Consider the following 24,562-nt stretch of genomic DNA (forward strand, 5'->3'; position numbering starts at 1 on the left):
AGATGCCTGTGCCACTAAGATTTCACAGGCAAGATGCCTGTGCCACTAAGATTTCACAGGCAAGATGCCTGTGCCACTAAGATTTCACAGGCAAGATGCCTGTGCCACTAAGATTTCACAGGCAAGATGCCTGTGCCACTAAGATTTCACAGGCAAGATGCCTGTGCCACTAAGATTTCACAGGCAAGATGCCTGTGCCACAAGGATTCTTGTGGGGTGGGCATCTTGCCCGCCCCAACTATTTGCACAGGCATCTTGCCTGTGCCACAAAAATTCTTGTGGGGTGGGCATCTTGCCCGCCCCAACTATTTGAAATCTCCTAAAGACCGGCCGCACAAACAGCCGCACCAATTAACCCTACATTGGGATTCAAAACAAGACGAACCGGCATCATTTCTAACAGGGAATCCATCCGGCCTTTGTGGGTAAAAGCCCGCATAAAACCGCCTTCTAGAATCAGCGGCAAAATTTTAGCAGCGATGCCGCCGGCTACGTACAAACCGCCGTAAGGTAACAGTGTCAGAGCCAGATTTCCGGCCACCGCACCGTAAGCTTCTACAAACATTTGCATTGTTTGTTCGGAAAGCCGATCGCACTTTTTGAGTGCCGCCTGTGCAATTGTCGCCCCCGGATCGACACTCTTCTCGGTTTTACCGATTTCTGACTCCCATTTTTTGATAACTTCCCCTATCTCCGGCGATTCAGGAGCAAACTTTCTGTCCCGCAAAAACTGGTAAATTGAAACAATCCCTTGTCCCGAAACCACACGCTCGATCGATATTCTTTGAATGTCGTGTTTTGCTAACAAATATTTCAGCAATTGAAACTCCAACTCCGAGCGAGGAGCAAAATCACCGTGTCCCCCTTCCGAAGAAAAAACCCTGATGCCATTTGCCTCGGGAATTGCAAAACAATTTCCCAAACCTGTACCCGCACCAATCACAGCAATTGGATCGTGTTGGCGGGGTTTTCCGACTTGCAAAGTGTGCAAATCTCGATCGTCCAAACCCCACACGCCGTAGCCAACCGCGACAAAATCATTAATTAAACTAACGTGTGATATTCCTAATTCTTGTTCCAGACGCTTTGCATCCAGCACCCAAGGCAAATTAGTCAGTTTTGCAGTGTTGTTAACCACCGGACCTGCGATCGCAAAACAAGCTTTTTCAGGTACAAGCGGCCCATTCAACTTAATAGCAGCTTCCCTCAAGAACTGCTCCACCATCGGCACTAAATCTGGAAACTCCCCGCTCGGATAGCGGAACTCATAAAGAGCGTTCATTTCACCCTTAACAGTCCTTTCCACTAAGCGCAAAATTGTCTTAGTTCCGCCAATATCGCCCGCTAATAATAATGCCATAAATCTTTTTTTCAACCAAAGATAACATTCCCCATTTAAACACCCACAGTATTAATTGCCAACCAAGCCCGCAGCACCTCAGCCACAGTCCAAGCTTGAGCCGTGCAGCCCCGCGGCGAGTGGGGGGCGTCGCCCTCAAAAATTTCGCCCAGACTGCCAACTCCGCCGGCCCTTATATGATGTGCCATCGGTTCGAGGAATTCGCTCGCTTGTGCTGGGTTTTTGTATACGTGCAAGTGCGCCAAGACAAACGGGCCAATCAGCCAGCCCCAAGCTGTGCCCTGGTGGTAGGCGCTGTCACGCTGCATTTGGTCGCCTCCGTATGCGCCGCGATACTGCGGGTGCTCCGGCGAGAGGCTGCGGAGGCCGACAGAAGTCAGAAGCTGTTGAGCGCAGCCGTCCACCACGCCGCGCTGCTGGATGGGCGTCAGTAACGGTGTATAGCGGGTTTCCTGGCGCATCCCCGCTGACAAGGAGTTGGCGGAGTGAGGAGGAATCGAGTCTAGGGGCAGGGAAACGGCGAATATCTGGTTGGGCCGCAGGGAACTATCGTGTCCCTCGGGGCCATCCAGAACGTCGTAACAGTAACCGGTTGAGGCGTTCCAGAAGCGAGGGAATCCGGCGGCCGTTCGATCGCCCAATTGCTCGTATTCATAGTCAGGCTTGCCCAATTTTCGAGCAAAACTTGCCATAGCTTGTATAGCATTGTACCAAAGCGCGCTGAGTTCGATCGGCTTACCAATCCGAGGCGTCACCACCCAATCCCCGATTTTCGCGTCCATCCAAGTCAGTTGCACACCCTTTTCGCCGGCGTAGATTAAACCGTCATCGGGATCGAGGCGGATCTTATACCTAGTTCCCTGCATGTGCCAGTCAATAATCTCACATAAGGTGGGCCAGAGCTCGCTCAAAAGTTCCTCGTCTCCCGTGGCATCAATATAAGCGCGAATTGCCTCAAAATACCACAGAGTGGCGTCTGCGGTGTTGTATTCCGGTGCGCCGCCCGCATCCGGGAAGCGGTTCGGCAGCATCCCCCGATCGATATACCGCGCAAATGTCCGCAAAATCGAGCGCGCAATGGACCATCGCCCGGTACAGATTGTGAGGCCGGGTAGGGCGATCGTCGTGTCGCGCCCCCAGTCGCTGAACCAGGGATATCCGGCGATGATCGTTTTGCCTTCGGGTTCCTCCGGTAGCGGGCGGCTGACGATAAATTGGTCGGCGGCTAGCACTAACTGATCGATCCAGTCGGGAGAGTCGCTCACTTTTGACCAGTTTTGCAGCAGTTCTCGATCGGCAGCGCGACGCACTTCTAAAGCTGTACCGCCGTTGAGTTCGGTATTTTTCTCGGTGCTGGCTATCAATGTCAGAGAACTTCCCGGTGCGATTGTCAAGTGAAAAGTCGCCGCGTGCAAGTGATCCTCGCTGCAGTCCAATCCGCGCCGCTTTTCGGCTGCCAAATCAAATCCGTAATGCCAATTGTATAAAGGTGCAGAAACTCGAAATTTTGCCTCGGCTTCGGCATCCGTCAGCAGGTACAGCGGTGCAGACTCGGGAAATGCAGTCACGCAAACCCCGCGTTCCAAGGTTTCTAGGCTCATCTGCCAGTCGCCGGCGCGAGTTGTGTGGTGGTAGTCGCGATAGTTGATCAGGGCTTTGACAGCGAGGGCGATCGGTTGTGAGGCGCGGTGCAAGCGGTATTGAATATATGTTGTGTTAGCACCTTGCTGCATCCAAATCCGCTTTTCCAGGATAGCGTCGGCGAGAGCAAACCTCCAAACAGGCGTCGTGCCTTCGAGGTGAAAGCTTTCGATGTAGTTGTAGCCGTGAGGTTCCATCGTCGCGTCGGCCCAGCGGTTTGTATAAAGCGGATAGGCGCGATCGTGATACACAGCCGTCTCGTCCAGCTTGGCGAGGATCAAAGTGCGTCCCAGCGGGGGTTTGAGGGCGGCTACCAGCAGCCCGTGATAGCGGCGTGTGAGGAGACCCGCGATCGTACCGCTAGCGTAACCGCCGATCCCGTTTGTGACCAACCACTCGCGAGACTCCGCCGAGTCGAGATTGCAGCAGATTTCCCGTCCAAAAGCCATAACCATAAAATGCACACTCGCGCTAATTAGTGATCTATCTTTAGGTATATTTTATACAGATAAACAAGAAATATTAACCGTTCCAGGCAGCCGTCTTGGCGATCGGGCTCTTCGTGCAGATTCATCGTCTAATTTAGACATAACCAACCGCTACTTTTGCCTCATACACAATTGTAGCCTTTGATGGCTCTGTCTAAAGTTAGTTGTTTGTTATATTAAGTAATATTACCGTCTAAACAGGCGCGGAACGTTAAGGACAAAGCATTTGATAGCGCGTCGGGCGATCGGACCACCAACCTATTTGATAAGGAGAACAGCTCAAAGTGAAGATAGGAGCAAATTACCTCGGCAACAACCAATGTGAATTTACCGTTTGGGCGCCCACCGTCAAACAAATAGCAGTCCAAATAGTTTCCCCAAAAAAACGCCTGATACCCATGCAACAATCTGCAGAAGGTTATTGGCAAACCACAGCTACAGACATCGAACCAGGAACCCTTTATACCTACCAAATCGAAGGAAAAATAGAGCGACCAGACCCAGCCTCAAAATATCAACCCCAAGGCGTACACGCCCCGTCGCAAGTAATAGATCAAAACATCTTTACTTGGACAGACACAAATTGGCAAGGCGTGCCGCTAGCCGAAATGATTATTTACGAACTGCACGTCGGCACCTTCACGAAAACCGGAACATTTGAAGCAATAATTCCCCAGCTCAAACAACTTAAAGAATTGGGAATTAACGCCATCGAAGTAATGCCAGTAGCCCAATTCCCCGGCGAACGAAACTGGGGATACGACGGCGTATATCCCTACGCCGTCCAAAACTCCTACGGTGGCCCCGAAGGCTTCAAAAAACTCATCAACGCCTGCCACGAACACGGCATTTCAGTAATTCTCGATGTAGTTTACAACCACCTCGGCCCCGAAGGAAACTACCTCAGTCAATTCGGTCCCTACTTTACATCAAAATACGGCTCAATTTGGGGAGACCCCCTCAACTTCGACGACGCATACAGCGACGGCGTGCGCAACTATTTTATTCAAAACGCCCTCCACTGGTTTAGAGATTATCACATCGATGGCCTGAGATTAGATGCAGTTCAAGCAATATTTGAAGTAGGTGCCAGACCTTTTTTACAAGAACTATCTGATGCCACATCCGATATTTCCCAAGAGCTAGGACGGCAGATTTACTTAATAGCCGAAAGCGATTTAAACGATGTCCGCACTATACGTCCTAAAGAGCTCGGTGGCTTCGGAATAGACGCCCAATGGTGCGATGATTTCCACCACGCACTGCACACCTTGCTCACCGGAGAAGACGACCGATACTACCAAGATTTCGGCAAGTGCGAACACTTAGAAAAAGCCTTCAAAGAAAGCTTTGTTTACTCCGGCCAGTACGCCCCCCACAGAAAGCGGAAACACGGCAGTTCTGCCAAAGATGAACCCGGCCATAAATTTCTGGTGTTTGCCCAAACCCACGACCAAATCGGCAACCGCATTTTGGGAGACAGACTCTCGAAAATAATTGACTTTGAAGGATTGAAACTCGCAGCCGGCACAGTCTTAATTTCTCCCTACATTCCCTTCTTTTTTATGGGAGAAGAATACGGAGAAGAAGCCCCCTTTCTGTACTTTGTTTCCCACTCAGACGCTAACTTAATTGAAGCTATCCGCAAAGACAAACAACAAGAATTTAAAATCTTTGAAGGGCGAGGCGAGTTTCAAGACCCTCAAAGTCCTGAAAGCTTCTCGAAGTGCAAGTTAAACTGGGAAAAACAAACAGAAGGCAAACACAAAATCCTCTGGGAATGGCACCAACATTTGATTCAACTGCGGCGGACAATACCGGCCCTTAAAAAACTCGACAAAAACAGTCTAGAAGTGTCCAGCATTGAAGCGGAAAAAATCTTATTTCTACGTCGCTGGACAGATGACAGCCAGATATTCTGCATTCTAAACTTCAACAGGCAAGATGTAGCTTTTACGGCTCCACTTCCCCAAGGCAACGGTCACAAAATTTTAGACTCTGCTGATGTAAAATGGATGGGCTCAGGTTCTAGCTTGCCTGAAAAGATAAATTCAGAGCAAGAATTGACTGTTAAACCGCAGAGTTTCGCACTCTACGAATTAGAGTAATTAAAACGGGAGGCAGAGCCTCAAATACAGGCGTTCCCAGGCTCTTCCTACGAACAAGAAACGGGAGGCAGAGCCTGTGTTTCTCGTTCCCAGGCTCTGCCTGGGAATGCAGTCTAGGAGGCTCTGCCTCCTAATATTAAAAGAAAAAAAACCAGGAGTAAAATTAACATAATGCGAATTCCCACAGCAACTTATCGAATTCAATTTCATGGAGGTTTTAACTTTGAAGCCGCCAAACAAATCCTTGGCTATTTGGAAGAATTAGGAATTACCGACCTTTACGCTTCACCGATATTTAAAGCTAGAAAAGGCAGCAGTCACGGATACGATGTCGTTGACTCAAACCAGATCAATCCCGAATTGGGAACCTCAGAAAACTTTGAAGCGCTTACATACGAAATCAAGAAACGGAACATGGGATGGGTGCAAGATATTGTCCCGAACCACATGGCTTACGACACTCAAAACTTGCTGCTGTTAGACGTATTGGAACACGGGCCGGATTCCGACTATTTCGATTACTTCGATATTGAATGGAATCACGCTTACGAACATCTCAGGGGTCGAGTGCTGGCTCCGCTTCTGGGCAATTTTTATGGAGAGTGTCTGGAAAATGGCGAGATTCAACTCAAATACAGCGAAATTGGGCTAACCATCAATTATTATAGCTTACAATTGCCAGTAAAAATAGAATCTTATGCTAAATTTATCAGTCATAATTTGGGGCATTTAGCCAGGGAATTAGGCAGACGCCATCCAGATTTTATCAAGTTTTTGGGAATTCTTTATTTGATTAAAAATACATCTTCAGAAACTAAAGGTAAAGCCAGATACGATCAGATAGCTTTTGTCAAAGGACTGCTGTGGGAACTCTACAATCAAAATCCCTTGGTGCAGGAATTTATCGATGAAAATATCAAATTTTTTAACGGAGAAAAGGGTAATGCCGAAAGTTTTAATTTGCTGGACGATTTGCTTTCCGAGCAGTTTTACCGTCTGTCATTCTGGAAAGTGGGAGCCGAAGAAATTAACTACCGAAGGTTTTTTACAGTCAACGAACTGATTTCGGTAAAAGTTGAAGAGATTAAAGTTTTTCACAAAAACCACGCTCTGATATTCGACCTTGTTGAAGAGGGAAAGTTTACCGGATTGAGAATCGACCACATCGACGGACTGTACGACCCCACAGAATATTTGAAACGGCTCCGGGAGAGAACGGGAGACACTTACATTACTGTTGAAAAAATTCTGGAACACGAAGAATATTTGCCGTCATATTGGCCGATTGAGGGAACGAGCGGCTACGATTTTTTGAACTACGTAAACGGCGTTTTCTGTCGGCGCGATCGCGAACAGCAATTTAGCGAAATATATCAGAGATTTACTCGCTTGAACGTTCCTTACGAACAGTTGTTTTTAGATAAAAAAGGGCTGATTGTTGAGAAGAATTTGGCGGGAGATGTAGACAATCTGGCTCAACTATTGAAGAATATCTCCGGTCAATCCAGACAGGGAAACGACTTTACTCGTCCCGGTTTGGAAAAAGCATTGGCTGCTGTTTTGACGATTTTTCCAGTCTACCGAACTTACATCAATCAAGACGGTTTGAGAGAGTCCGATCGCACTTACGTAAAATATGCGATCGCCCATGCCAAAGAACAAGTACCGCGACTCCTCAAGGAACTTAAATTTATCGAAACGGTGCTGTTGCTAGAAGAAGAAGAAACCCTAACAACCGAACAAAAAGAGCAGCGCCGACACTTTGTAATGAAACTCCAGCAGTTGACAGGACCTTTGATGGCAAAAGGCGTTGAAGATACGCTTTTATACGTCTACTATCGGCTTTTATCCCTCAACGAAGTGGGAGGAAACCCCAGTCAGTTCGGCGTTTCCGTGGCAGATTTTCACGAGTTCAACCAAAAGCAGCAAGTAGCTTGGCCGCACAAAATGAATGCTACAGCTACCCACGATACCAAACGCGGCGAAGATGTGCGAGCCAGACTTAACGTTTTGTCAGAACTTCCCGATGAATGGGAACAGCAAGTCAAGTCTTGGAGAGAGCTAAACTCTTCTAAGAAAGTCAACTTTCAGAATCGAATGGTTCCTAGTACGAATGACGAATACTTCTTGTACCAAACTCTGCTAGGCAGTTTTCCATTTGAGGGAATAGAAAACACTGATTATGTCGCTCGCCTGAAAGATTATGTCATTAAAGCTGTCCGCGAAGCGAAAGTCTATACGGCTTGGCTGAGACCGGATAACGACTACGAAGCTGGTTTTATGACCTTTGTCGATAGCGTTCTAGAACCTTCGGAACAAAATCAGTTTTTCAAGAAATTTACACCTTTCTGGAAAAAAGTAGCTAATTACGGAATTTTCAATTCTTTATCTCAAACGCTGCTGAAAATTACAGCTCCGGGCGTTCCCGACATTTATCAAGGCACGGAATTTTGGGATTTAAGCCACGTCGATCCGGATAACCGCCGTCCCGTTGATTTTGCCCGCAGAATCGAGGTTTTGCAGGAAATTAAACAGCAAGCTGAGACGGATATTTTGCAACTGGTTGAGGATTTGATTGAGACGCGGGAAGATGCTAGAATTAAGCTGTTTTTGACGGCAAGAGTCCTAGATGCCAGAAAAAAATACTTGGAAGTCTTTAAATCAGGCGACTATCAGCCCCTGCAAGTAGCGGGTACGTTTAAAGATAATGTTGTTGCCTTTGCCAGAAGCTTTGGAGATACTACAGTTATTGTCATTGCTCCCCGGTTTTTGGTGGGAATTGTCAAACCGGAAGAAATGCCGCTTGGCAAAGAAGTCTGGAAAGATACTAATCTGGAATTGTCCGAGGAAATGCCGTCGGTTTGGAAAGATGCGATTACAAATCAGGCGGTAGAAAGTAACGGTAAGCTGGCAATTGGTGAAGCTCTCAGTTACTTTCCCGCAGCTCTGCTGATCGGTGAAAAATAGCAATTAAATAGTCTGCCCTGGCGGACTTTGTACAGCTAGCGGCAGGTTGAAACCTGTCGCTTTTTTAGTGATAATCATAGCAGGAAAGCAATTTTAGTAGCGGGATGAAGAGCAAAATGCGATCGCTCGTCTAAACCGAAACCAGTACCGAAACCCAACGCCGTTGGTGGGCTTACCTATTTGTCCTAGACGAATTCATTGCCGAAGCCGATGCTACGATCGACCGCCCAGCAGCTTATCAGGAAATTGGGTCTAAAACCCCGTCCTTCTAGGACGGCTTTAACTGTAAAGTTTTAATAAGTCGCCAAATATCCTATGCTGAATCGTGTAGCCTAAGGTGGGAGGTAAAGCCATGCTAGTTTTCGAGTTTAAAGCATACGGAAAATCGAATCAGTTTACTGCCGTAGACGAAGCAATTCGTACCGCAAAATTTGTCCGCAATAGCTGTATAAGGTATTGGATGGATAATAAAAAAGTCGATAAATACGACTTGAATAAATACTGCGCTGTACTGGCTCGTAATTTTCCCTTTGCTGACGAACTCAACTCAATGGCAAGGCAAGCTAGCGCAGAACGAGCATGGTCTTCTATCTCCCGATTCTACGATAACTGCAAGAAGGATATTGCTGGCAAAAAAGGGTATCCACAATTTCAGAAAGATTGCCACTCTGTTGAGTATAAATCAACAGGATGGAAACTTGCAGCCGATCGGAAATCAATCAATTTTACCGACAAAAAAGGAATTGGTCGATTAAAACTGAAAGGCACACGCGACTTACACTTCTACCAAATCAGCCAAATAAAAAGGGTGAGACTGGTAAAACGTGCTGATGGTGTGTACGTTCAATTCTGTGTGGATTTCGATAGAAAAGAAAGCACCCAGCCTTCTGGCAACACTATCGGATTAGACGTGGGACTGAAAGAGTATTACACTGATTCAAACGGAACTACGGTTGAAAACCCGCTTATTCCTAAGAAAAGGTGAAAAAGTCCTCAAACGTTCAGGGTGTCGTGTATCCAGGAAAGTAAAAGGTTCAAAGAACAGGGGCAAAGCTAGGCGGATTCTAGGCAAACGCCATCTCAAAATAAGTAGGCAGCGTAAAGACCATGCAATAAAGCTTGCACGGTGCGTAATCTCATCAAACGATGTAGTCGCTGTGCGTTGATTTGAGGATTAAAAACATGGTGAAGAATCATTGTTTAGCTAAGTCCATTAATGACGCATCTTGGTATCAATTCCGTGTAGGGCTTGAATACTTCGCAAAAGTATTTAAAAAGATCACCGTTGCGGTAAACCCGCAATATACCAGCCAAGAATGCTCTAGCTGCGGTGTAATTGTAAAGAAAACGCTATCTACTAGAACGCACGTCTGTAAATGTGGGTGTGTAATGGATAGAGATGAAAACGCCGCTAGAAATATCCTCTCCTGAGAGGATTGGGTACGGTAGGGCATACCGGAACTTTTGCGCTTGACGCAAGCAACGCTTTAGGAGAATCAATCTCTACTTGGGCTGGAGAAATTCTGCCTCAGCAAATTGGCTCGTAGATTAAAGAATCCCCGTGCGTTTACGCCGGGGAGTGTCAAACAACAAAGACGGCAAATACAACACAACGTATACGGTTTGCCACAATACCCGAATCGATCGAACCCCGTACATTAGGAAGAGTAAAGAAAAGCAGTCAACAACTGTAGCGGTGCAAGCCTGACGGATGCAACCGTCCCTCAACAGGTTCGGTAAATACCCCTTCATCGCAAGGTCTACCGCCCGCAGTATAGAGATAAGCACCCTATCGAAGACTGTATTAAAGCAGGACTCACTACCCGTAAACCGCGAGGTAAAATCGCAGTCCTGAATAACCAGACTATCGCACAGATAGAAAACCAAAATTTTGTAGAGATTGGAGCCGGAACACCCCTATGGGAAAAGTAGTTGGAATTGACTTAGGTACGACAAACTCCTGCGTCGCAGTTATGGAAGGCGGCAAACCCACCGTCATAGCCAACGCCGAAGGGGGTCGCACCACACCTTCTGTAGTAGCTTATGCTAAAAATGGCGATCAACTTGTCGGACAAATCGCCAAGCGTCAAGCCGTGATGAACGCCGAAAACACCTTTTACTCAGTAAAACGGTTTATTGGGCGTCGCGTTGATGAAGTAGCGCACGAAACCACTGAAGTTTCCTACAAAGTCCTCAAAGTTGGCAACAGCCTCAAACTAGACTGTCCCGCCCGTGGCAAGCAATTTGCCCCAGAAGAAATTTCTGCACAAGTTCTCCGCAAACTGGTAGAAGATGCCAGTAAATACCTCGGCGAAACAGTCACCCAAGCGGTAATTACTGTTCCCGCTTACTTCAACGACTCCCAGCGCCAAGCTACGAAAGACGCTGGCAAAATTGCCGGGATTGAAGTGCTGCGGATTATTAACGAACCTACAGCAGCAGCTTTAGCTTACGGATTAGATAAAAAGACCAACGAAACCATCCTAGTGTTTGACTTAGGTGGCGGTACTTTCGACGTATCTATTCTAGAAGTAGGCGACGGCGTATTTGAAGTGCTCGCAACAAGTGGAGACACTCACCTCGGCGGTGACGACTTCGACAAAAAAATCGTCGATTACATCGCTAATGAATTCCAAAGAGCCGAAGGAATTGACCTCCGCAAAGACAAGCAAGCACTGCAACGCCTGACGGAAGCGGCCGAAAAAGCCAAGATTGAACTTTCGAGCGTTACTCAAGCAGAAATCAACTTGCCGTTTATTACCGCGACTCAAGACGGGCCAAAACACTTGGACATGACTTTGACGCGGGGCAAATTTGAAGAACTCTGTTCAGATTTGATCGATCGCTCTCGCATCCCCGTCGAAAATGCGATCCGCGACGCCAAATTAGACAAATCTGCAATTAATGAAGTCGTCTTAGTTGGCGGTTCTACGCGCATTCCTGCGGTGCAAGAACTGGTCAAAAAAATCCTCGGCAAAGAACCCAACCAAACGGTAAACCCGGACGAAGTGGTCGCAGTCGGTGCAGCAATTCAAGCCGGCGTACTCTCCGGCGAAGTCAAAGACATTTTGTTGCTCGACGTTACCCCGCTGTCTCTTGGCGTCGAAACCTTGGGCGGCGTGATGACCAAAATCATTCCCCGCAACACCACTATTCCTACTAAGAAGTCGGAAACTTTCTCGACTGCTGTGGATGGCCAAACAAACGTGGAAATTCACGTTTTGCAAGGCGAACGTGAATTGGCGAATGATAACAAGGATTTGGGAACCTTCCGCTTAGATGGAGTTCCGCCGGCACCCCGTGGCGTACCTCAAATTGAAGTTACTTTCGATATCGATGCTAACGGTATTTTGAATGTAGCTGCTAAGGATAAAGGTACTGGCAAGGAGCAATCGATTAGCATTACTGGTGCTTCTACTTTGCCCACCACTGAAGTCGAGCGCATGGTGAAGGAAGCCGAATCGAATGCTTCTGCTGACAAGGAACGTCGCGAAAAGATCGATCGCAAAAACCAAGCCGACTCTTTAGCTTATCAAATTGAGAAGCAGTTGGCCGAACTTGGAGACAAGGTTCCTGCTGATGACAAGACTAAGGTTGAAGGGTTGATCAAAGACTTGCGCGATGCGATCAATAGTGAAGATGACGATCGCATCAAGACACTGACAACAGAGTTGCAGCAAGCATTCTACGCCGTCAGCAGCAACCTGTACCAGCAAGCAGGCGGCCCGACTGACGGTCCTGGTGGCCCTGGTGGTCCTGGTGGCCCTGGTGGCTATGCAGGCGGCGGCCCCACTGGCGGTGGCGACGACGTGATTGACGCGGACTTCACTGAAGGCAAATAGAAGGCTAAACTAAAAGCCCGCAGCTAGAAGCAAGAAACCCGGTTTTGAACAGAAACCGGGTTTCTGCTCATTCAAAAACAAACAAAAGCCGATCGACTAAAATTACTAAAAATCTTGCTTGAGGCATAGTGACCCAACTAAAATATGCTTCAGTAAATATCATAAACTAGCAGTAATATCGCAATCGAGACTAATTAAATGTCACGTTCTCCTATACCAAATTCTTCCCCAAATCCTCCCAACCAATCCCAGATTGCATCCTTGCGGCGTCTGCGCCAAATCAGCCACTTACTTGACAATGCAATTCCGATTCCCGGTACAAAATACCGCATCGGACTCGACCCGATATTGGGACTTATACCGGGCGGCGGCGATTTAATCAGTTCAATTTTTGCAGGTTATGTTGTCTTCAAATCCGCTCAAATGGGAGTGCCACAAGAGACTTTAGTAAAAATGGCTGCTAACATCGTATTTGATACAGTTGCGGGTACTGTACCGGTTGCTGGAGACTTGCTTGATGTTGCTTGGAAAGCTAATGTCAAAAATATAGAATTGCTGGATGCTCATTTAGGTTCCCCTGAACCTGGGAAAAAAGCCGATTGGTTATTTGTCGCGGCTTTGCTGTTGGGTTTGATGTTAATTGTCGGAGGCGTGATTTTCTTGAGCGTGATGCTTTTTGGGTGGGTATTTCGAGTAATTACAGGGCGTTGATTTTGGGTTTTAGGGTAAAAATAAGAGATGGGCGATCGTAGGGTGCAAGATGTGACTTTGAAATACTCACCGACCGTCGCGGACGGTGATTCTTGACGCTTCACAGGGTTCTGCTACCGAAGTAGTCTGACAATCCCTCTGCGCCCGTTTATAGTCGTGGCGATTCCCCATCCCGACTTTCTCTATGTTTCTAGAAGCATTTTTATCTCTATCTTGCTCAGTACCACAACTGGGACAAAGCACTGAACGAATAGACAAATCGATTTTACCCCATTTAAAACCACAGTCCGCACAAACTTGGCTAGTAGGTTCCCACCTGCTAATTACTTGAAACTCTCTGCCAAACTTTTCAGATTTGGTTTCACAGAGAGTCCTAAACTCCCTCCATCCTTGCTGACTAATCGCCCTTGAGAGTTTTCGATTTTTCAGCATCCCTGACACATTTAAATCTTCCCAAATAATCACTTGGTTTTCGTTGACTACTTTGGTTGACAATTTGTGCAGGAAATCTTTACGGGTATCGGCAATGCGATTATGTAATTTAGCAATCTCGATCCTAGTTACGTTTCTTCTTTTAGAATCTTTTGGCTGACGGGCCTCTTTGCGTTGGAGTTTACGAACTTTCCGGTCTAACTTTTTATAACTAGGACTTTCAGCTTTTTCGCCATTGCTCATCACTGCAAAGGTTTTAATCCCTAAGTCTATTCCGATACTTGGGTTTTTAGCCTCAGATTGAATTGGTTGAACTTCTAGGACAAAACTTAGGAAATAACGATTTGCACAATCTTTGATTACTGTGACGGAGCTAGGTTCAGACGGGAGGCTTCTTGACCATATTGGGTTGACAATACCAATTTTAGCTAAATAGACACCGCCGTTTTTAATGGAAAAACCTCCAATCCTAAATCGCGCCGATTGGCTATTTGTTCTTTTCTTGAATTTAGGATACCCAACCTTAGTACCTTTCCGCTTTCCTTTGCAGGAGTTGAAAAAGTTCTTGAAAGCTACTTCTAAATCAGTTACAGACTGCTGTAAAGGGATATTAGAAACTTCACTCAACCAAGCTCTTTCTTCGGTTTTTTTCGCCTGAGTTATCACTACTTTTTGTAGTTGGGCCGAACTTGGCTTTTTTTCGGACTGTTTACAGAGGGCTAGGCTATCGTTCCAGACTACCCGGACGCATCCAAACAACTGAGCTAAGCTCTGCTGCTGTTGACAGGTCGGGTAGAATCTGTATCGAAACCTTGCTTTCATGGTTATATTGATATTGGTCTGTAGGCTTAATTATATGTTGGTTTGCAAGTAATGACAACTATTCACCGCCGTTAACGCCATTCGGTTACAGAACTTAAGATACACTTGGTCTGTGTGACAAAGTATCGTCGGTCTGTATTCACAGGTGAAAGTATTGATTTGATTGAAAAGTCGTTTCGAGAGGTGGCCCAAAAAATGAATTTTCAAGTGCTGGAATTCAATGGCGAAGGGAATCATGTTCACGCGCTGATTGAGTATCCGCCTAAGTTGTCTATCTCTCAAATAGTTAACGCATTAAAAGGCGTTTCTAGTCGTTGTTACGGACAGGCTGGACATAAGAAGCCCCATAAAGAAGCATTGTGGAGTCCTAGCTATTTTGCTGTTTCTGTAGGGGGTGCGCCCTTAGAAGCTTTAAAGGAATATATTAGAAATCAAGAAAAGCCGGCCACTGAAGAAGGGGCTTGTATCCCAATTTCTTGGTCACGGCCCAAATCGCCCAAAACCCCCCAATCCCCAATCAAAACACCCAAAACACCGCCCCCAGAACGCTCCGGGGATCAATTCTTCAATCCAAAATCCCAAATCCCAAATCTAAAATCTAAAATCCAAAATAGATTGACGGCGGCCCCCATCTGCGGCTACGCTTTGAAGTGAGAGGTTGCTTGCTTGTAGAGGAGGCAGCCCGCGTCGCCCAAAAATCTAGTTGCACTGCCCAAAGCTGCTGGGAACAGCAATGGACAGCTAACCGCCAAACTGGTACAAGCAGTCTGGAGGCTAACGGAGTATCTTAACATCCTCTGTAGCCGCCCTGCTATGTGTTGAAAAGCGGGGCGGCTGGGTTTTTGGGTTTTTCTAGAAAACCCAAAACCAGGAGAACATAATATGTCACAGGAATTCGTGCCTGACGACAACTTTTCCGTTAGCGCAGCCCTCGAAGAGGATCGCCCAAATGACGACTCAGCAGCAGTATCGGAACAGGAAGTGGTGCTGTTAACGGTTGTCGGTTCGCCCAAGGGTGTCAGGGAAACCATACTCACTTTGTACCGACTGGGATTTGCCGAAGTCGGCGATTGGAGTCCCGTACAGCGTGCGGCAAATCCGAAGCAAGTGATGAGCGTGCTGATCCGTCGTCGGAAGCGATCGACTGATGGTACACAGCCGAGAAAATCTGGACGGTAAGCTGCGCTGTCATTTTGATTGAAGCGAAGAATCTTCGTGGGGTGGGCGTCTCGCCCGCCCTAAACATACAATTACTTACTGGGCGTTGATATTCGATTGCAGGGTAGAAGTAAGAGATTGGCGATCGCGGGCAACAATTTACTGCAAGCTTCCACCAATGTCGCCGCACTAGGTAAACCAGCAAGAATACCTTTCAGCATCGTCATGGCCGTTTTCCCCGCCTTTTTCATTGTGCCTTCTTGGGGATTTTGCCCTACTTCTGCCAAAGCTTTTACCTGTTCCAAGGCTTCAGCTTTATCCTCGTCGGAGGAGTAGCCAAAAATAGAAAAGTAATTGTGCAATTAGAACCTAAGCTGCTGTGCATCTAATTTGACAGTAAATTTTTCTATAATTCTTGTGGGACGGGCAGGAGAGCCCGTCTCTGTATTCAATTTAGATGCGTAGCAGCTTAACCATGAACGAAAATAAATTAGAATAGATCAACTAGCAAAAACCTTAAAAACCGAGGCTTTTACAGCAATTCAACTAAATATATAAAACCCAATAACTGTAGTGAGATACTGCCTGGTCTTTGACCGAAATCGAGGTGAATCAGCACTTTTCTTATATCTAAAATTGGTTCTATAATATAAAGCGATCGCCCTCTCTCGCTCCTAAAATAATATATATTAAGGGTATTGACAATTATTATTAAATGTGTATGCTGTCTATTTTCTGTGAAACTAGCTATTTACCAGCTCGCCGTTGAGTTCGATATAGTGATATAATCCAGACTATAATATCAATTTGATATAAATGCTTGAATTATCAGCCCTTGGGCTGCTACAGTTGCAACCCCTGCATGGCTATCGGCTAAAGCAAAAACTGGAGCTGTTTATGAGCAGTTGCATCAGCGTCAACTACGGAGCGATTTACCCGCTGCTGAAGCGCTTGGAAGAGCGAGGGGACATTTCGGTAATTGCCGAAGAAGCCGGAGATGCGGGCTGTCCGCGCAAAATCTACGGAATTACCGCCCAAGGGCGCGAACTCTGGCGGCAAAAAATGCTCGAACACCCTCAAGAAAGCTGGGTTAACAGTGGTTCCCGGTTCCAAATCAAGTTTTTCTTTTTTGGCGAATTAGAACCGGCAGAACGGATGAAATTGTTGGAACACCGCTTGCGAGCCTGTTCCACCCGGCAAGACTACATCGAAAGCCTCAAGAGCGAATATCCACTAACCGACGACTATCAATTCGCCTCTCGCGATCGCTGCAAGTCAGTGCTGGCGTCAAAGATAGATTGGTTAACCGAGCAACTAGCCAAAGAAAGAAGCGCGAGCTCCCGAGTGCGTGACTCCCCAACCTCCCCTGAATCCGCTGAGTCCAAGGAAAAATCCTTCCAACTCACCCACTCAGGTAAGCCATAATAAGGTCTAATCTTCCCTGCCGATCGTAACTTTTGAGAGTTGACATACTCACGCCCGCTAAAGCAGCGGTGATTCTTGACAGTTCATCGGGTCTTGCTACCGAAGTAGTCTTACAGTCCCTCCCTGTCCGTTTAAAGTCTCCCAATGCCCTAGGTTGACTTTTACTCTTGCCGGACGCGTTAGAGTCAACCATTGCCCTTCTAGCTGTCTTTAAGTTTGCTCTCATCGTAGCTGTTTCAACGTGTCTTGAGCCTAAAGATCCTTTGAGTATTCAGCATTTTAATACAAAGCCGTCCTAAAAAAACAGGGTTTAAAACCCCTCTTCCCGATCGAAGCAAAGATTCCGCCAAAGTCTAGCTAAGTCTGATGTTAAAAAAAATCTAACTGGTGCTGCAAATGAGTTATCCTAAATCTCCAGAATCCGTGGTTGAAGCCCAAGAGCAAAAATCTGCCACACCGGAACTGCACCCAACCGATGCAGACAGCGATCGACCACAGGAGTTTGTTACCGTTGCCGATAGCCCCGAACCTGTTGCTAAACGACGATCGCGCTGGCCCCTAATTGCGGCGATCGCGATCGTCGCAGGCGCAGCAGGTTTCGGCTTGTACTCGTGGCAATCTAGCCATAATCGCGCACAGCAACCTGCAGCAGCAGCCCAACCCCCAGCCATACCAGTCAAGCTCGCAACCGTAGAAGCCAGCTCAGTCCAAGAAGCCTCCGAATTTGTCAGCAGCTTAGAAGCCAAGCGTTCAGTAGAAATAAAACCCCAAGTAGAAGGGCTAGTCACCGAGATTTTTGTCAAATCCGGGGACTTCATAAACCAAGGACAAGCCATCGCCCGCATGAAAAGCGACAGCGCCCAAGCTGACTTGAGGCAATCCCAAGCCAACCTGATCCGCGCTCAATCCCGATACGCCGAATTGCAAGCAGGCACCAGGCCCGAAGAAATCACCCAAGCTCAAGCCCAAGTCGCCCAAGCCCAAGCCAACCTCGCTCAACTGCGATCGGGCTCTCGGCCAGAAGAAATTGGTCAAGCCCAAGCCCGCGTGAGCCAAGCTGAAGCCGACCTAGCCGATGCCGAAACAGGTAGCCTCTTAGAAGACATCGCCCAAGCAAGAGCGCAAATAGAAGCAAGCACAGCCGAAGAAAAGTTAGCCACCCAGCAGCTTGCCAGATATCGGGCCTTGGCCAAAGAAGGCGCAGAATCCGCGAACACCCTCGAGGAATACACCCAAAAAGCAGGCACCGCCAAAGCCAACCTCCGAGAAGCTCAAAGGCGGTTCCAGCAGCGGCAAAAAAACAGACAAGCCGAGATCGAGCGCCGGACAGCAGCCTTGCAACAGCAGCGCCAAGCTTTGCAGCAATTGGAAAAGGGTTCGCGCCCAGAGGAAATAGCCAAAGCCGAAGCAGAAGTCGCACAAGCCAAGAGCAGATTAGCGGAGTTAGCCAACGGCACTCGCCAAGAACAGCTCGATCAAGCTGAAGCGCAAGTTGCCGAGGCCGCCGCTCAAGTGCGCGGCTTTGAAGTACAACTACAAGAAACTGCTGTCATCGCCCCCTTCGCGGGAGTCATCGGCGACATACCAGTGAAAGTAGGTGATTACTTGCAAAAAGGTAATCCGATCGCCACCCTGACAGAGAACCAATTGCTAGACTTGCGGTTATCAATTCCTTTGGAACGGCAGCCTCAATTACGCTTAGGGCTGCCAGTACAAATGCTCGACGCTCAAGGTAAGGCGATCGCCCAAGGTCAAATCAGTTTTATCTCCCCCAACGTCAGCGCCAATTCCCAAACAATTTTAGCTAAAGCCAGCTTTCCCAACCCCAGCGGCGAACTGCTCAATCTCCAGTTTGTCAAAGCTAAAGTCATCTGGAAACAGAACCCCGGAATTTTAGTTCCAGTAACAGCAGTCACTCGCTTAGGTGGGCAAACTTTTGTCTTCACAGCTCAAAAGCCCCAACAGCCACAACCTGGAACGCCACCTTTAATTGCGCGCCAAAAGGCCGTGAAATTGGGAACCATTGAGGGGAATAATTATCAAGTTATCCAAGGTTTGCAAGCAGGCGAAAAAATTGTTACCGCAGGCATCCTTAACCTGACAGACGGTGTTCCCATTATGGCTCAAGAGGAAGGTAAAGGAGCAGGGAAAAAATTACCAGTAGAAAGCAAAAAATAAGGTATGTTGTTGCGCTTGGGCGCTCTGGATTCACCTCTTAAGAGCGCCCAAGCTTAACTACGTACCTTATGTGAAACTACTTGATTGCTCAGCTATTAAAAAAGGGGAAATTTTAATTTTTGACGTAAGTCTAATTAGAAATTAGGAATTAGGAATTAGGAATTATCAACTAACAACTACCCATTACCCAAATAATGTTTGCAGATTTCTTTATTAAACGACCAGTCTTTGCTAGCGTCTGCGCCTTAATTATTATCTTGGTAGGCGCAATCAGCATTCCCACCCTACCTATCGAGCGATTCCCCGACATTAGCCCTACCCAAATTAACGTCATAGCTAACTATAGCGGGGCGAGTGCTGAAATTGTCGAAAATGCAGTTACCAACATCCTAGAAAGGCAAATCAACGGCGTTGAAGGACTAAAATATCTAACTTCCAGTAGTAGTAACGATGGCACCAGCAGCATTATAGCCACCTTTGATGCCTCGCGCAACAAAGACATTGCCGGTGTCGATGTTCAAAATCGAGTTGCAGTTGCTCAGCCACAATTACCAGATGTCGTACAACGCACAGGAGTTAGAGTTACAAAACAATCTACAAGTCTCCTATTAGCGATCGGTTTATTTACCGAAAATAAAGAATACGACACCATATTTTTAAGCAACTACGCTGACCTCTATTTAGCAGATGCCTTAAAAAGAGTAAAAGGGGTTGGCGACGTGCGAATTTTTGGGGAAAGACGCTATGCAATGCGTTTATGGATAGATCCCAATAAATTAGCCGCTCGCCGTCTCACAATGCAAGATGTAACGAGGGCTCTCAACGAACAAAACTTGCAAGTTGGTGCTGGGAGAGTTGGTCAAGAACCTGCTCCACAGGGACAAATGTATCAAATAGACTTGCGTGCTGAAAGTCGCCTCAAAGAACCCGCAGAATTTGAAGAACTCGTCCTCAAAACAGAGACAAATGGAACGTTAGTTAAATTAAAAGATGTGGGGAGAGCAGAACTAGGAGCAGAGAATTACAGCTCATTTTTGCGATTTCGAGGCAATGATGCAGTAGGTTTAGGGATTTACCAACTGCCTGGAAGTAATGCTTTGAATGTTGCCCATGCCGTCAAAGCCGAAATGGAAAAACTAGCGGTTGGTTTCCCTCCGGGGTTGATCCATAGAGTAGCGCTGGACACGACTTTGTTTGTAGAAGAGTCGATGGCAGAAGTAGTCAAGACATTATTTGAATCAGTCTTGCTAGTGGTGATAGTGATTTTTGTTTTCTTGCAAGACTGGCGCACAACTATTATTCCTATCATCACAATTCCAATTTCTTTGATTGGGACGTTTGCCTTTATCAAACTTTTTGGATTTACGATTAACAGTTTATCTCTCTTTGGTCTGACATTAGCGACGGGATTAGTTGTTGATGACGCTATCATTGTAGTAGAAAATATTGACCGCCTGATCCGTCAAGGTATGAATGCCCGCGAAGCGGCTTTTGAGTCTATGCGGGAGCTTTTTAGCGCTGTAATTGCGACTTCTTTAGTGTTGATGGCAGTGTTCGTGCCAGTGGCATTTTTCCCCGGAACTACGGGAGCGCTTTATAAACAATTTGCGCTGACAATTGCTTTTTCAGTATTGCTTTCTACCTTTATTGCTATTACTCTTACGCCCTCACTTTCAGCTATATTACTGCGTCGAGGTCCGAAGTTTGGGGGCCCGCTAGGTTGGGTTTTTGACCGTTTTAATGGAGTTCTCGATTGGGTACAGCGGCAATATCGCAAATCATTAATATTTCTCACAGGAATTAAGACTATTGTCACCCTGGTGTTCATCGGTTCTCTGGGAGTAACAGCTTGGCTTTATTTATCAGTCCCCACAGCATTTATCCCGGAAGAAGACCAGGGCTATTTTATGACAATTATTCAAGGGCCCCAAGGTGTTTCGCTGCAATACACTCAGAAAGTAATGGACGAAGTAGAAGCAGAAATCCTCAAACTTCCTGAAGTTGTCGGGACTTTTTCAGTGGGTGGATTTGGTTTTAGCGGTAGCACTTCTAATCAAGGCATTATATTTACTACACTTAAATCCTGGGATGAACGTCACGGAGAAGATCAAACTGTACAAGCGATTATTGGTAAGTTGCGGGGTAAGTTTTTGGGGATTCCAGAAGCGAGAATTTTCCCAGTGAATCCGCCTGCAATTCAAGGTTTAGGTCAATTTGGGGGTTTCCAATTTCAATTGCAAGACCGCAAAGGTAACAGCGGTTTAGATGCCTTAGTCCAGACTATGGGCGGGATTTTAAAGCAGGCAAATCAGACACCGGGATTGCAGGCGGTATTTAGTACGTTTGCTGCGAATACGCCTCAGTTAATTGTGGAGGTTGACCGCAATCGAGCTAAGGCTCTCGATATTCCCATCAATGATGTTTTCACTACCTTACAAACGGCTCTGGGTGCTCAGTATGTGAACGATTTTAACCTCCAGCAGCGCAACTATCGGGTGTATGTTCAGGCGGATCAACAGTTTCGTGATAACCCTGAAGATATTGGGAAATTGTATGTGCGTTCTGGAAAGAATGAAATGATTTCTTTGAGCAATGTGGTGAAGATCACTCCGGTTGTGGGAGCGCAAAGTGTTAACCACTACAATTTATATAGGTCAATTGAAATTACTGGCAATCCGGCTCCGGGAGCGAGTTCTGGACAAGCTCTAAAATCGATGGAAAAGGTGTCGGCTGAAGTTTTGCCCTCGGGTTTTGGCTATGAATGGTCGGGGAGTTCTTTAGAAGAAATTGAGTCGGGCGGTCAAGCACCGATTATTTTCGGTTTGGGGCTGATTTTTGTGTTTTTGGTTTTGGCGGCTCAGTACGAAAATTATGTCGATCCTTTCATTATTTTGCTATCGGTGCCTCTGGCAATTTTGGGTGCACTTTTAGCTCAGTCGTTGCGGGGTTTGGCGAATGATGTTTATTGCCAGATTGGTTTGGTGATGTTGATTGGATTGGCTAGTAAAAATGCGATTTTAATCGTGGAGTTTGCGAACCAGTTACGGGAGCGGGGATATCCAATTGCTAAGGCGGCAGTTGAGGCTTCTCAAGAGCGTTTACGACCGATTTTGATGACTTCTCTGGCTTTCATTTTGGGTATTGCTCCTCTGGTTAACCCAGAAGGTGCGGGTGCAGCAAGCCGCCGATCGCTAGGGAATGCGATCGCGGGGGGGATGGTTGTTTCTACTGTCTTGAGTTTGTTTATGGTGCCGGTTCTGTATGTGGTGGTTGTCTCGGCTCGCGATCGCTTTAAGAAGCGCGATCGAGTAGAAAATCTCCCCGAGGATGGCACAATTTTGAACGGCAAAACACCTCCCCACGAGGAGATTGAACGCGATAAAGTATCGCCGTTGTAGTTGGGAAGTGGAAAATAAGCTGTCGCGCATTTAAATTGTATATTCAGGGCGGGCGGGACGCCCACCCCACAATACTTGGATTTTTTTTTGACATACAATTTAAATGTAGAACAGCTTACCATCGTTTTGTCAGTAGGATTGGTGCGATCGCCCAAAACCCGCCAATCCCGCATCAAAACCCCCAAAGTCCCCAGATTAGTCCGGGAATCAATTCTTCAATCCAAAATCCCAAATCTAAAATCTAAAATCTAAAATCTAAAATCTAAAATCGATTGACGGCGGCCCCCATCTGCGGCTACGCTTGGAAGTGAGAGGTTGCTTGCTTGTAGAGGAGGCAGCCCGCGTCGCCCAAAAATCTAGTTGCACTGCCCAAAGCTGTTGGTAGCAGCAATGGACAGCTAACCGCCAAACTGATACCAGCAGTCTGGAGGCTAACGGAGTATCTTAACATCCTCTGTAGCCGCCCTGCTATGCGTTGAAAAGCGGGGCGGCTGGGTTTTTGGGTTTTTCTAGAAAACCCAAAACCAGGAGAACATAATATGTCACAGGAATTCTTACCTGACGACAACAAATTCGATCGCCCAAATGACGACTCAGCAGCAGTATCGGAACAGGAAGTGGTGCTGTTAACGGTTGTCGGTTCGCCCAAGGGTGTCAGGGACACGATACTCACTTTGTACCGACTAGGATTTGCCCAAGTCGGCGATTGGAGCCCCGTACAGCGTGCAGCCAATCCGAAGCAGGTGATGAGTGTGCTGATCCGTCGTTCGGGGGCTAACGGTACACCGCCGAGAAAATCTGAAGGGTAAGCTGCGCTGTCCTTTTGATTGAAGCGAAGAATCTTCGTGGGGTGGGCGTCTCGCCCGCCCTAAAAATACAATTACTTACTGGGCGTGGGGTGTCTCGCCCGCCCTAAAAATACAATTACTCACTGGGCGTTGATATTGGATTTTAGGGTAGAAGTAAGAGACTTGCGATCGCGGGCAACAATTTACTGCAAGCTTCTACCAACGTCGCCGCACTAGGTAAAGCAGCAATAGTCCCTTTCAAAATTTTCATTGCCGTTTTCCCCGCCTTTTGCATTGTACTTTCTTGGGGATTTTTCCCTACTTCTGCCAAAGTTTTTACCTGTTCCAATGCTTCAGCTTTATCATCATCAGATAAATCAGTTTCAGCCTCGATCGCTGTTTGTAACTCAGTCAATAATTCTTTGATTCCCGGTTCATCTGGTTTAGCAGAATCAGATAATTGACTAATTGTATTGGCAACAGTACCGCTGATATCACCTAAACTTAACGCTCCTGCGCCGCTAGCCGTAACGGTTCCGCCTGTAATTTCTATTTTGCGACTTTTGTCGATTTGGTCACTCATAGCTTTACTCTCTGATGTAGATTTAACTTCATTAATAAATTTAACATTAACAGGTGGCGGAGTCAACAATTTTACCAATTTATTCGGATTTATTTTTTTAGTATATTCTACTTTCACTAAGTCTTCAAAGAAATCATTAGAATGTTTTAGAATGGCAATAGTTTCATCTTTAGCTTTTAAGTGTTCGGCTTGACTTTGAGCTTGCAGCCCTGCTTGATAACCTTCGTCCCAACTTTGCTCAACTTTACCCTTATCCGTACCTTCGGGAACTTTGAGAGTCAGTAAAAAATCGTTTTCTTTCTTCTCTACTCCTTGAATTGACTCCGGTGTAATGTCTGGAAATTCTTGCATTAACTTCTGAAAAGCGGCGGTAAAAGCTTGGGGGTTAATCCCATCTTTGAGCAGGATTTGCACGGTTGTCATAATCTTTTTATAGAGTTTCTCGAAATCCCCAGGTTCAAAACATTTAGTGATGTGGTGAGGGCGGCGTTCGCGATCGTCAGTTCCCGGTTTGGGATATTCTAGAAGATAAACAAACCGACAGTTAACGCGCTCGAGCTTTGTACTCGCGTCAATGTTCCAAGGTATCCGCTCAATAAATCGGGGTAACAGCAAAAAAAGAAGGTTCACAATCTAGGCACAGCATGGTAGAATATGACGT

The 24,562-nt window shown here is 46.7% G+C and carries 16 protein-coding genes and 2 pseudogenes; 11 read left to right on the top strand and 7 right to left on the bottom strand.

All coding sequences use genetic code 11. The features are described from left to right. Window positions 1-319 precede the first annotated feature (319 nt). Together QUB61_RS29990 and QUB61_RS29995 are read right to left on the bottom strand one after the other, a co-directional pair. A complete protein-coding gene (locus QUB61_RS29990) occupies window positions 320-1,360 on the bottom strand; it encodes a glucokinase (protein WP_333128586.1) in 1,041 nt (346 codons plus the stop codon). Window positions 1,361-1,395: 35 nt separating this feature from the next. Further along, window positions 1,396-3,456, bottom strand: a complete 2,061-nt coding sequence (locus QUB61_RS29995) for an amylo-alpha-1,6-glucosidase (RefSeq protein ID WP_333128588.1) — start codon at window positions 3,454-3,456, stop codon at window positions 1,396-1,398. Between the two features lie 317 nt (window positions 3,457-3,773). On the opposite strand from QUB61_RS29995, the gene treZ reads away from it, so the two are divergent. The 5 genes and pseudogenes from treZ (at window position 3,774) to QUB61_RS30020 (ending at window position 13,117) form a co-directional block, all read left to right on the top strand. Then, window positions 3,774-5,597: a malto-oligosyltrehalose trehalohydrolase gene (gene treZ / locus QUB61_RS30000; RefSeq protein WP_333128590.1), complete on the top strand. Its 1,824-nt coding sequence runs from the start codon at window positions 3,774-3,776 to the stop codon at window positions 5,595-5,597. A gap of 171 nt (window positions 5,598-5,768) precedes the next feature. Beyond that, entirely contained in the window at window positions 5,769-8,564 is a 2,796-nt protein-coding gene (gene treY, locus QUB61_RS30005) for a malto-oligosyltrehalose synthase (protein WP_333128592.1), read from the top strand. A 352-nt stretch (window positions 8,565-8,916) separates the two neighbouring features. Then, window positions 8,917-10,111, top strand: a pseudogene (locus QUB61_RS30010) (RNA-guided endonuclease InsQ/TnpB family protein). 372 nt (window positions 10,112-10,483) lie between these two features. Next, a complete protein-coding gene (gene dnaK, locus QUB61_RS30015) occupies window positions 10,484-12,406 on the top strand; it encodes a molecular chaperone DnaK (protein ID WP_333128595.1) in 1,923 nt (640 codons plus the stop codon). A 198-nt stretch (window positions 12,407-12,604) separates the two neighbouring features. Next, complete coding sequence (locus QUB61_RS30020) at window positions 12,605-13,117, top strand: DUF4112 domain-containing protein (RefSeq protein ID WP_333128597.1); 513 nt, start codon at window positions 12,605-12,607, stop codon at window positions 13,115-13,117. 66 nt (window positions 13,118-13,183) lie between these two features. Here the strand turns inward: QUB61_RS30020 and QUB61_RS30025 are convergent, their stop codons facing one another. Next, window positions 13,184-14,371: a transposase gene (locus QUB61_RS30025; protein ID WP_333128599.1), complete on the bottom strand. Its 1,188-nt coding sequence runs from the start codon at window positions 14,369-14,371 to the stop codon at window positions 13,184-13,186. Window positions 14,372-14,422: 51 nt separating this feature from the next. Here QUB61_RS30025 and tnpA point away from each other — a divergent pair. Next, window positions 14,423-14,818 (top strand): annotated as a pseudogene (gene tnpA, locus QUB61_RS30030) (IS200/IS605 family transposase); the annotation flags it as partial. A 191-nt stretch (window positions 14,819-15,009) separates the two neighbouring features. On the opposite strand, the gene QUB61_RS30035 reads toward tnpA, so the two are convergent. Next, window positions 15,010-15,165 carry a hypothetical protein gene (locus tag QUB61_RS30035; protein WP_333128601.1) on the bottom strand — a complete coding sequence of 52 codons (156 nt, stop codon included), beginning with the start codon at window positions 15,163-15,165 and terminating at the stop codon, window positions 15,010-15,012. An 88-nt stretch (window positions 15,166-15,253) separates the two neighbouring features. On the opposite strand from QUB61_RS30035, the gene QUB61_RS30040 reads away from it, so the two are divergent. Continuing rightward, window positions 15,254-15,550, top strand: a complete 297-nt coding sequence (locus tag QUB61_RS30040) for a hypothetical protein (RefSeq protein WP_333128603.1) — start codon at window positions 15,254-15,256, stop codon at window positions 15,548-15,550. Window positions 15,551-15,621: 71 nt separating this feature from the next. Here the strand turns inward: QUB61_RS30040 and QUB61_RS30045 are convergent, their stop codons facing one another. Next, window positions 15,622-15,891 carry a hypothetical protein gene (locus QUB61_RS30045; RefSeq protein WP_333128605.1) on the bottom strand — a complete coding sequence of 90 codons (270 nt, stop codon included), beginning with the start codon at window positions 15,889-15,891 and terminating at the stop codon, window positions 15,622-15,624. 454 nt (window positions 15,892-16,345) lie between these two features. Here QUB61_RS30045 and QUB61_RS30050 point away from each other — a divergent pair, with 454 nt between their 5' ends. The 3 genes from QUB61_RS30050 to QUB61_RS30060 all read left to right on the top strand — a co-directional run bounded on the left by QUB61_RS30050 (window position 16,346) and on the right by QUB61_RS30060 (window position 22,530). Beyond that, on the top strand, window positions 16,346-16,954 hold the full coding sequence (locus QUB61_RS30050) for a PadR family transcriptional regulator (RefSeq protein ID WP_333128607.1): 609 nt from the start codon (window positions 16,346-16,348) through the stop codon (window positions 16,952-16,954). Window positions 16,955-17,350: 396 nt separating this feature from the next. Then, window positions 17,351-19,132, top strand: a complete 1,782-nt coding sequence (locus QUB61_RS30055) for an efflux RND transporter periplasmic adaptor subunit (protein ID WP_333128609.1) — start codon at window positions 17,351-17,353, stop codon at window positions 19,130-19,132. A gap of 194 nt (window positions 19,133-19,326) precedes the next feature. After that, the gene (locus QUB61_RS30060; RefSeq protein WP_333128611.1) at window positions 19,327-22,530 is read left to right on the top strand and encodes an efflux RND transporter permease subunit; all 3,204 of its coding nucleotides are present in this window, start codon (window positions 19,327-19,329) and stop codon (window positions 22,528-22,530) included. A gap of 295 nt (window positions 22,531-22,825) precedes the next feature. Here QUB61_RS30060 and QUB61_RS30065 read toward each other — a convergent pair whose 3' ends face one another. Then, on the bottom strand, window positions 22,826-22,981 hold the full coding sequence (locus QUB61_RS30065; RefSeq protein ID WP_333109569.1) for a hypothetical protein: 156 nt from the start codon (window positions 22,979-22,981) through the stop codon (window positions 22,826-22,828). 88 nt (window positions 22,982-23,069) lie between these two features. On the opposite strand from QUB61_RS30065, the gene QUB61_RS30070 reads away from it, so the two are divergent. After that, the gene (locus QUB61_RS30070) at window positions 23,070-23,339 is read left to right on the top strand and encodes a hypothetical protein (protein WP_333128614.1); all 270 of its coding nucleotides are present in this window, start codon (window positions 23,070-23,072) and stop codon (window positions 23,337-23,339) included. Window positions 23,340-23,481: 142 nt separating this feature from the next. Here QUB61_RS30070 and QUB61_RS30075 read toward each other — a convergent pair whose 3' ends face one another. Continuing rightward, the gene (locus tag QUB61_RS30075) at window positions 23,482-24,531 is read right to left on the bottom strand and encodes a hypothetical protein (RefSeq protein ID WP_333128616.1); all 1,050 of its coding nucleotides are present in this window, start codon (window positions 24,529-24,531) and stop codon (window positions 23,482-23,484) included. Window positions 24,532-24,562: the final 31 nt, after the last annotated feature.

The sequence above is a fragment of the Microcoleus sp. C2D2 genome, assembly GCF_036702495.1.
GTDB lineage: Bacteria > Cyanobacteriota > Cyanobacteriia > Cyanobacteriales > Microcoleaceae > Microcoleus.